Genomic DNA, 9,438 nt, shown 5'->3' with positions numbered 1-9,438 from the left:
CACGTGGACGATGCTGCGCGGCGGGAACACCGGCGATCCGGCAGCGGCTACGGCCCTGCTCGGTCGGCCGCCGCGCGGGATCGACGGCTTCATCGGCGCGCAAGCGGCCGCGCTGCGTCGCGACGCGCTCGCGATGTGGCGTCGTCCGCTGCTGCGCGGCGCGCTGGCGATCGTGTGGATCTGGACGGCCATCGCCAGCGCGTTCATCCATCCGCTGCACGCGAGCCTCGCGCTGCTTGCGCCCGCGCACCTGACCGGGCTGCCTGCGCTGATCGCGCTCTATGCGGCCAGCGCGCTGGACTTCGGGTTCGGCATCGCGACTGTCGTCGCGCCGTCGCGCCGCCTGTGGGTCGCGCAAGCCGCGCTGATCGTCGCGTATTCGGCGGTCATCGCGGTCACGATGCCGCGCCTGCTCGCCGAACCGTTCGGCCCCGTGCTCAAGAACGTACCGATTCTCGCCATCCTGTTGATCCTTTTTTCAGAAGAAGAACACGCATGAATACCTATCTCGTCATCAAGGCGCTTCACATCCTGTCCTCGGTGCTGCTGGTCGGCACGGGGTTCGGCACCGCGTTCTACCTGTTCTTCGCGAACCGCACGCGCTCGGTGCCCGCGATCGCGGCCGTGTCGCGTCTCGTGGTGCGTGCGGACTGGTGGTTCACGACGCCGGCCGTGATCTTCCAGCCGGCTTCGGGGCTCTGGCTCGCGCACACGGCCGGCTGGCCGTGGCATACGCCGTGGCTCGTCGCGTCGATCGTGCTGTATGCGATCGCCGGCGCCTGCTGGCTGCCGGTCGTGTGGCTGCAGGTCGAACTGGCCGCGATGGCGAAGCTCGCGCACGTGAACGGCGATGCCGCGCTGCCGGAACGGTACTGGCGCTATGCGAAGCGCTGGGAACTGCTCGGCTATCCGGCGTTCTTCGCGATGCTGACCGTCTACTTCCTGATGGTGCTCAAGCCGATGTAAGCGCGTCGTCCGCCGCTCGGGGGCGGCGGTAGGGCGTGGCGGAAAGCAGTCGATCGATTCATGAGGCATGCGGCAGACAAAAAGAAGGAATGCGAATCATGGACTCAAGTGAACTGGTGCTGTACTTCGACGGACGATGTCCGTTATGCGTGGCGGAGATCAAGCGTCTCGGGGCCCGCGACGCGCGACAGCGGCTGGCCTTCGTCGATATCGCCGCGCCGGGCTTCGATCCCGCGCCGCTGGGCGTCGACCTGCCCGCGCTGAATCGCGAGCTGCACGCGCGTCTGCCCGACGGACGCATGCTGACCGGCGTGGACAGCATCCTGGCCGCCCATGCGCTGACCGGGCGCCGCTGGCTCGTCCGGCTGCTTCGCGTGCCGGTCGTGCGCCGTGTGCTGGCGCCGCTGTATCGCCGCTTCGCGCACAACCGGCATGCCGTGTCGCGTTGGCTCGGCTACCACGGCGAAGCGCAGTGCGACGGGGCGGCGTGCAGTAGCGGTCGCGGCCGAGCCGCCGAATCGACGGCGGATCGTCCGGTGGGTGACGCTGCGCGCCGCATCGTCGTGACCTGGATGTATGGCGCGGCGATCGCACATCTGCTCGTCGGCATGGCCGTTCCATGGATTGCTGGCGCGCCGTGGCTCGACGCGTATCACCGCGTGATCGAGCTGCATTTCTGGGCGGGAACGGCACCCGAACCGGCGCGCGCGCAGCAGATCTGGTGGATGTCGCTGATCGGCGCGACGGTGCAATGCGCGTCGGTCTGGATGCTGGCGCTCGTCCACCTCGGCAATCGGCTGCGTCGCCGCGAAGTGTGGGGATGGCTGCTGGCCGGCCTGCTGATCTGGGCGCCGCAGGACACGCTGTTTTCATTGCAGGCCCATGTATCGGGCCACGTGGCGATCGACGCGGCGGCACTCGTCGCGATGGTGCCACCGCTTGTCTGGCTTTGGAGGAGGGACACCGTATGAACACCTTGCCTGCTTACGACTGGGCGCTCAACCTGCTGATCGCGCAGGGCGCGATGGGCGCATTCGATACGCTCTATCACCATGAACTCACGCAGGATCTGCCGCACAGCCCGCGCGCGCGGCTCGAACTGGCGATTCATGCGGTGCGTTCCGTGCTTTACGGTCTCGTGTTCGCGTCGATCGCGAACGTCGCCTTTCACGGCGCGTGGGTCGCGGCCCTCGCAGTGGTGGTCGTAGTCGAAGTGGTGCTGACGTTGTGGGATTTCGTCGTCGAGGACCAGAGCCGCAAGCTGCCGGCGACCGAGCGCGTGCTGCACACGCTGCTGGCCGTCAACGGCGGCGCGCTGTTCGGGATGATCGCGATGCAGCTGGCCGCGTGGGTGCAGGAGCCGACCGCGCTGCAGGCGCTCGATCTTGGCTGGCGAGGCTGGGTGCTGAGCCTGTTTGCCGTCGGCGTGACGGTATCGGGAATCCGCGACGGGATCGCGGCCTGCCGGATCGCGCGACGCGCGCCGGTCGCCAATCCGTTCGCGGGGCAGCCGCCCGGGAACGTGCTCGTGACCGGCGGAACCGGCTTCATCGGCGAAACCCTCGTGAACGGGCTGCTCGATGCGGGGCATACGGTCACGTTGCTGGCGCGCGATCCGCTGCGTGCGGCCTATCAGTTTCACGGCCGCGTGCGCAGCGTGACATCCATCGAACAGCTGCAGCCGCACGAGCGTTTCGACACGGTCATCAATCTCGCGGGGGCGCCGGTGCTGGGCGCGCGCTGGAGCAAGCACCGGCAGGCGGTGCTGCTCGCCAGCCGGGTCGGCGTCACGGAATCGCTGATGCGCTGGGTCGAGACCGCCGAGGTCAAGCCGCGCACGTGGATCCAGGCGTCGGCGATCGGTTACTACGGCGTGCGGGCTGCCGACGAGCGGCTCGACGAGCGCAGCAGCGCCGGCACCGGCTTCATGTCCGAACTGTGCCGGCAGTGGGAGCAGTCCGCACAGCCGCTCGAGCGCCACGGCATTCGCTCGGTGGTGCTGCGGCTGGGCGTCGTGTTCGGCCCCGGCGGCGCGTTGCGCTCGATGCTGTTGCCGCATTACTTCGGGATGGGCGGGCGATTCGGCGACGGCACGCAGGTGATGAGCTGGATCCACCGGGACGACGTGCTGCGGATCGTCGCGCGCGCGATGGCGAATCCCGGCATGCATGGCATCTACAACGCGGTCGCGCCCGCGCCCTTGACCCAGCGCGAGTTCGTGCAGGTCGTGTCGAAGGTGTTGCACCGCCCGGCCTGGCTGCACGTGCCGGCCGCGCCGCTGCGCGTCGCGATGGGCGAAATGGCCGAACTGCTGCTGGACGGGCAGCGGGTGATGCCGGCAAGGCTGCATCAGGACGGATTCATGTTCCGGTTCCCGACGGCCGAGCACGCGCTGCGTGACCTGACGAATCGGCCGCACGCGGATTTTCCGCGCACGGCCTGTCGTTTGCCGCGCGGTCGCGTATAAACTCGGCGTGAACGCGTTCGGGACGTGTCGTGTGTCCCGGGCGCTCCGCATCCGACCTCACAAGGAGACTGCATGCTGCACATCCTCGGCAAGATCCCGTCCATCAACGTTCGCAAGGTGCTGTGGCTGTGCACCGAGCTGAACCTGCCGTTCGAACAGGAAGACTGGGGTGCGGGCTTCCGCACGACCAACGATCCGGCCTATCTCGCGCTGAATCCGAACGGTCTCGTGCCCGTCATCAAGGACGACGATTTCGTGCTCTGGGAATCGAACACGATCATCCGCTACCTCGCGAACCGCTATGGCGGCGACGCGCTGTATCCGGCCGAGCCGCAGGCGCGCGCGCGGGTCGATCAGTGGATCGACTGGCAGGGCGCCGACCTGAACCGCTCGTGGGTCGGCGCGTTCCTCGGCCTCGTGCGCAAATCGCCCGATCACCAGGATCCGGCCGGCATCGCGCAGTCGATCGCGGGCTGGACGAAGCACATGCAGGTGTTGAACGCACAGCTTGAAGCAACCGGAGCGTACGTGGCCGGCAACGGCTTCACGCTCGCGGACATTCCGATCGGCCTGTCGGTGAACCGCTGGTTCGGCACGCCGTTCGAGCATCCGGATTTCCCGGCGGTGTCGCGCTATATCGAACGTCTCGCGACGCGCGAAGGCTTCCAGAAATACGCGGGCAGCCCGAACCCGTGATCCAGCACCGGTAGCGCACGGCGCGGTGGCGTGGCAATCGTCGCCGCGTCCGCGTCATGACCGGCATGCACGGGCCCGCGGGCCCGTTTTTACGCGCCGGGCGCCGGCACCGCGTCGAGCACGCGCGCGAGAAACGCCTCGTGGTTCCACGCGGCTTCCGGCCGCGACAGCCCGAGCCGCACGACCACCAGTTGCCGGCTCGGCACCACGCTCACGAACTGGCCTTCATGGCCGACCGCATGAAACGCGTCGGCCGGCATCGCGACCGCATGCGGATCGCGATCGTTGAATGGCTCCGGTACCTTGACCCACAGCTGCGCGCCGTACTCCTGGCGCTCCGACTGCGGCGTCGTGCGCGTCAGGTAGCGTACCCAGCCTTCCGGCAGCAGCCGCTGCCCGTCCCACACGCCGTCCTGCAGCAGCAGTTGCCCAAAGCGCGCCCAGTCGCGCGCGCTCGCATACATGTACGACGGGCTGACGAGCGTGCCGGACGCATCGGGCTCGAACACCGCGCTGCGCATCCCGAGCGGCGCGAACAGCGCGCGGCGCGGAAACGCGAGGTAGTCGTCTTCGCTGCCGCCCAGCGCTTCGCGCATCACGCGCGCGACGATCGCGCTCGTGCCGCTCGAGTAGGACCACCGCGTGCCGGGTGGCGCGGCGAGCGGCTTCGCCGACGCGAACCGCGCGGTATCGGGCTGCGCGTACAGCATCAATGCGACGTCGGACAGCGGGTCGTCGTAGTCCTCGTTGAATTGCAGGCCGCTCGTCATCCGCAGCAGCGCGTCGAGCGTGATGGCCGCGCGCGGATCGCCGCTGCCGCGCCATTCGGGCAGCAGCGCCGACGTATCGGGCGACAGCTTGTGCTGCGCGACGAGCATGCCGACCAGCGCGGCGGTGACGGTCTTCGTCATCGACCAGCCGGGCAGCGGCGTGTCGGCCGTGAAGCCGGGCGCATAGCGTTCGGCGATCACCTGGCCGCGCCACATCACGACGACCGCGCGCGTGCGTCGCGGCCGTGCCGGATCGGGCTCGTCGAATGCTCGGTCGAGCGCGGTCTGCAGCTTCTGTGCGTCGATGCCGGCCGGCGGCGTGGCCGGTGCTGGCGGCGTGGACGGCGGATCGGGGAGGGGCGGCAGCGCGGCCGGCAACGTGCCGGGCGACGGTCCGAGCGCGAGCGTGCAGCCGAGCCCCGGCCGGAAGTCGGCTTCGCGTTCGGCGAAGCCGGCGAAGGTCGCTATGGCGCGATGACGGTCGGGATCGATCGACGGGTGCACCAGTTTCAGCAGCGGATGCACGCCGGCCATGATGTCGACGTCGATCACGGACGCGGCCGGGCGGCCCGATACGTACACGCCGGAACACAGCGCCTTCGCCGCATAGCCGGTCGCGATCGGCGCGAGCCGGGACAGCATGGTGCCCGTGTAGCCGATCGCGACGACGGCCGCGAGCGCGACGCCGCGCAGGATCAGCTTCTTGAAGGGGATCGTCATGCGCGAGCGTCCTCGGTTGTCTGCAGGCGGAACATGAACCGGCAGTGTCGCAGGTTCGGGCCGGCGGTGGCAATCGCGAGGACTTGAGACGCCGGGCGGCGTCGACAGGGTGCATGCTGCCCGGCGTGTGCGAATCGTGGGTGTCGATCGGCCAGGTCGAACGGGCCACGCGCGGCCCGCCCAGGTGGCACGTCATTGCGCGTTGCTGTCGGGCCGCAGGGTCCAGACCGTCGCGGTATTCGTGTTGTCGTCGACGGCCGCGAATTCCAGCTGGCCGTTGCTGCCGCGCCCGAACGCCAGGCCGAATGCCGCCCCCGCAACGGTGTCGACCTGCATCTGCGCGACGAAGCGCCCGTTCACCGTGAATTCGACGATCTCGCTCGACTGCAGCGGATCGGCGTTGACCGCGTCGCCGTTCGCGGTCACGAGATGGCCGTTCGGTGCGAGCGCCAGCGCAAGCGGGCCGTGCAGGTGCGCCGCGTCGAAGTAGATCATCCGTCCGACGCCGCCGTTGCGGTTCGTCGACGCGGCGTTCTGGATCGCGAACACCGCGTTGTCGCCGGTGGAGGCGACATACAGCACGTCGATGTTCGGGTCGTACGCGAGGCCGGTCGGGCCGACGACGAGCGCATTGAGATCGGGTCGATTCACGTAGCCCGACGCGATGACGCGCGAGCCCGGCAGCATCGTGACGCCGTTGTCGCCGATCGCGAGTTCGATGCGCGAGACCGTCCCGTTCAGCACGTTCGACACGAACGCGGTTACGCGCTGGCCGCGATCGATCACGGTCATGTCCCACGGCCCGTCGAGCAGCGTGGCGCTGGCGAGTTGCGTGACGAGATTGCCTTGTGGACCGATGACGAGCAGCGAACCCGGCGGCTCGATGGTCTTGCCGTCCGGCGTCGGGACGTTGCCGACCAGCACGAAGCCGCTGCGCAGCACCACGAGCGCGGTCGTCAGGCCGAGATTGCTGCCCTGGAAGAAGGTCGTCGCCGGCGTCTTGCCGGGTGTCAGCTTCACGATCGTCGTGCCGGTGCCTTGCGCGTTCGACGCCGCGTTGAAGTTGGACACGACGACGTCGCCCGGTTTCAGCGTGCTCCAGTTCGGCACGCCGTGCGGCACGAACGCGATGCCGTATGGATTGACATCGCCGTTGGTGGGCACCGTCGATGCGGTGAACGATGGAATCGGCAGGATGACGTCGCTGCCACCGGCCCACGCGAAAGCCGACGACAACGCGACCAGCCCGGCGCCGCAAGCTGCGCGGCATAGCGAGTGTGCAAGCGTGCGCCGGACGCGCGCGTAGACCGGCGGATCAACTGCGAAGACGGGCGGGGCGGGTGAACGACAGGAGGGGAGAGGGTCCATGGCATGACTCCGGTTGATGATCACGATCAGTCATCCCGGCTGCCGGCCTGCGCAGCCGACGGGTGTCCGGCGCGGGTTCGCGATCGTACTCATGCGCTTGCCACGTGAACCCACGCTCGAAATAAACGGACGGCGATGGCCGGATATTCCAATCTGTTACGCCGCGTTGCATGCGGGCGGCGTCCATTGTTCGCAGAAAGGGCGACTCGGCCTGACAAGTTGAAATCCGACCCGCCGTCGGCCGATAATCGTCCGGCATTGCTTTCCCACTTTCCCAGTCCAACCGTTATCGGAAAACGCCATGTCCTACGACAACAACAACCCGTTCGCCAAAATCCTGCGCGGCGAACTGCCGTGCGTGAAGGTCGCGGAAGACGACGCGACCCTCGCGATCATGGATCTGATGCCGCAGGCCGACGGCCACGTGCTCGTGATCCCGAAGGAGCCGGCCGCGCAGATCTTCGAGTTGTCCGGCGACGCCGCCGCGGCCGGCATCCGCATGACGCAGCGCGTCGCGGCGGCGGTGCGCGCGGCGCTCGAGCCGGACGGCGTGTTCATCGGCCAGTTCAACGGCGCGGCAGCCGGCCAGACGGTTCCGCATGTGCACTTCCACGTGATCCCGCGCTGGGAAGGCGCCGAGCTGCGGATGCATGCGCGCGAGATCGCCGACGCGGCGACACTCGAAGCGCTCGCGCAGCGCATTCGCGCGCGTTTCGTGTAACACATCGATTGCACCAGGCGTGGCATGGCACGGCGCACTGGCCGGCCGCCGCGCCATCGCCTGTTTCAGCGGTCACGCGAGGTAACACGTGTAACCGCCGGCGAAACTCGGCCCGGCCCACCCGGCGCTAGACTCCGCGCATTGCTTCATCGAGCGACAGGAAGGGCGGATCGCCTCTTCGTGCCGTCCGCCGCCCCCCGCGGCGGCGCGGCTTTCGCGAGGTGCCATTCGTCTTTCGCGCCGGGAATCGAGCCATGTCCAGACTTCTCATCACGCTTGCCCTGATCGGCGGCCTGTCCGGCTGCTACGTCGCGCCGCCTTACGGTTACGCGCCTGCGCCGGGCTACTACGGCTATGCGCCGGCGTATTACGCGCCACCCGTCAGCGTCGGGATCGGCGGCAACTTCCGCATCCGCTGATCCGGCACCGGGCGCGGGCGCTGGCCGCATCGGTCAGCGCCCGCGCGTGGCGCCGGATGACTCGCGCGGATTCGCGCACCGCATGACCGCGGTGCGCCGCACGACGTGTGCGCGCTTCCTATACTTCACAGGAAAGCGCATTCCGGTGAGGCCGCCATGACAGTCACCCGCAAGGTCGCCGCCCTGTCGGGCATCTCCACGCTCGTCTATCTCGGGCTCGCGGTGCTCGGCAGCGGCGGGTTCGCGGCCTTCTTCTCGCATCCGCCGCTGACCGTCGCCGTCGTCGCGACGCTCGCGATGGCCGTCGTCGCAATGTTCACCGAGGGCAACCTGAGCACCGGCGAGCGCGAGAACCGCGACAACCGCTGGGTGCTCGCGGCATTCGGGGTGATCGGGTTGCTGCTCGCGTACCTGCCCGCGCTGACCGACCGGCTCGACTTCTGGACCTTCGGCGGCGATGCGGTTCGCTGGAGCGGCGTCGCGCTGTACATCGCGGGCGGCGTGCTGCGCATCTGGCCCGTATTCGTGCTCGGCAAGCGCTTCAGCGGGCTCGTCGCGATCCAGCCCGGCCACACGCTCGTGACCGACGGCATCTATCGCCGCATCCGCAATCCGAGCTATCTCGGCCTGCTCGTCAATTCACTCGGCTGGGCGCTCGCGTTCCGCTCGGGCGTCGGCGTGCTGCTGGTCGTGTTGACGATGGTGCCGCTCGTCGCGCGTATCCGTTCCGAGGAGGCGCTGCTGCGTGCGCAATTCGGCGCCGAATACGACGCGTATTGCGCGCGGACCTGGCGGTTGCTGCCCGGCGTGTACTGACCCCCTTCATTTCTCTGCGGCCGTCGTTTCGGGGCCGGCTCACGATACGTGCCCGATGTGTTGCCACGTGTGTCGCAAACGTGCGACGCCGCGCGTGGCCGGCCTGCTTTTCCGCAGGGCCGGACCCTCGCCAGAGCCAATGCCGGCGCGGGTTTTCGGGCATTCCGGGGCGTGCGTCCGAGATCGCTTATTCGTAAACAACTTGTTACCAGAATGTCCACGGCAAGGACGTGGGACCGGTGCTATTCTTCGCCGCAAGCTCATTGAAATGAATTGGTCCGCGGTTCGGCACAATGCCTGACCCGACGTCGATCGATTCAGATCGTCGTACCGAGCGGACCTTCAATAACCAGATTGCGAACAAGGAAGAATACGGGAATGTGGAAGAAAATCGCCCCCGCTCTCGTCGTCGCCGCGTTGACCGGCGCGACTGCACTGCCGGCCATGGCAGGTGACATGAACAACGCGCTTGGCGGCGCGCTCGGCGGGGTAGCC

General features: G+C 68.3%; 10 protein-coding genes. 8 read left to right on the top strand and 2 right to left on the bottom strand.

Annotated features, from left to right (window positions below):
• The 5 genes from JYJ84_RS20425 to JYJ84_RS20405 all read left to right on the top strand — a co-directional run.
• A partial coding sequence (locus JYJ84_RS20425; protein ID WP_205189411.1) for a DoxX-like family protein occupies nt 1–499 on the top strand: 499 nt, incomplete at its 5' end.
• Nucleotides 496–966: a DUF2269 domain-containing protein gene (locus JYJ84_RS20420; RefSeq protein WP_122948175.1), complete on the top strand. Its 471-nt coding sequence runs from the start codon at nt 496–498 to the stop codon at nt 964–966. The genes JYJ84_RS20425 and JYJ84_RS20420, both read left to right, overlap by 4 nt.
• Before the next feature lie 98 nt (nt 967–1,064).
• Entirely contained in the window at nt 1,065–1,937 is an 873-nt protein-coding gene (locus tag JYJ84_RS20415; RefSeq protein WP_175222471.1) for a thiol-disulfide oxidoreductase DCC family protein, read from the top strand.
• Nucleotides 1,934–3,433, top strand: coding sequence for a TIGR01777 family oxidoreductase (locus JYJ84_RS20410; RefSeq protein ID WP_175222472.1), 1,500 nt, complete (start codon nt 1,934–1,936; stop codon nt 3,431–3,433). The genes JYJ84_RS20415 and JYJ84_RS20410 overlap by 4 nt, the downstream gene beginning before the upstream one ends.
• Before the next feature lie 72 nt (nt 3,434–3,505).
• Nucleotides 3,506–4,129, top strand: a complete 624-nt coding sequence (locus JYJ84_RS20405) for a glutathione S-transferase family protein (protein WP_175222473.1) — start codon at nt 3,506–3,508, stop codon at nt 4,127–4,129.
• Nucleotides 4,130–4,218: 89 nt separating this feature from the next.
• Here JYJ84_RS20405 and JYJ84_RS20400 read toward each other — a convergent pair whose 3' ends face one another.
• Both JYJ84_RS20400 and JYJ84_RS20395 read right to left on the bottom strand, forming a co-directional pair.
• A complete protein-coding gene (locus JYJ84_RS20400) occupies nt 4,219–5,619 on the bottom strand; it encodes a serine hydrolase (protein ID WP_175222474.1) in 1,401 nt (466 codons plus the stop codon).
• A 192-nt stretch (nt 5,620–5,811) separates the two neighbouring features.
• Nucleotides 5,812–6,987, bottom strand: coding sequence for a hypothetical protein (locus tag JYJ84_RS20395; protein WP_175222475.1), 1,176 nt, complete (start codon nt 6,985–6,987; stop codon nt 5,812–5,814).
• Nucleotides 6,988–7,288: 301 nt separating this feature from the next.
• On the opposite strand from JYJ84_RS20395, the gene JYJ84_RS20390 reads away from it, so the two are divergent.
• The 3 genes from JYJ84_RS20390 (at nt 7,289) to JYJ84_RS20380 (ending at nt 8,943) form a co-directional block, all read left to right on the top strand.
• Entirely contained in the window at nt 7,289–7,708 is a 420-nt protein-coding gene (locus JYJ84_RS20390) for an HIT family protein (RefSeq protein WP_043181059.1), read from the top strand.
• A 254-nt stretch (nt 7,709–7,962) separates the two neighbouring features.
• A complete protein-coding gene (locus JYJ84_RS20385; protein ID WP_164462741.1) occupies nt 7,963–8,127 on the top strand; it encodes a hypothetical protein in 165 nt (54 codons plus the stop codon).
• 156 nt (nt 8,128–8,283) lie between these two features.
• Nucleotides 8,284–8,943: an isoprenylcysteine carboxylmethyltransferase family protein gene (locus JYJ84_RS20380; RefSeq protein ID WP_175222476.1), complete on the top strand. Its 660-nt coding sequence runs from the start codon at nt 8,284–8,286 to the stop codon at nt 8,941–8,943.
• The last annotated feature ends 495 nt before the right edge of the window (nt 8,944–9,438 follow it).

It is taken from the genome of Burkholderia sp. LMG 13014, from assembly GCF_905232215.1.
Taxonomy (GTDB): domain Bacteria; phylum Pseudomonadota; class Gammaproteobacteria; order Burkholderiales; family Burkholderiaceae; genus Burkholderia.
The sequence above is the reverse complement of the archived record's forward strand: the minus strand, read 5'-3'. Positions and strand labels throughout refer to the sequence as shown.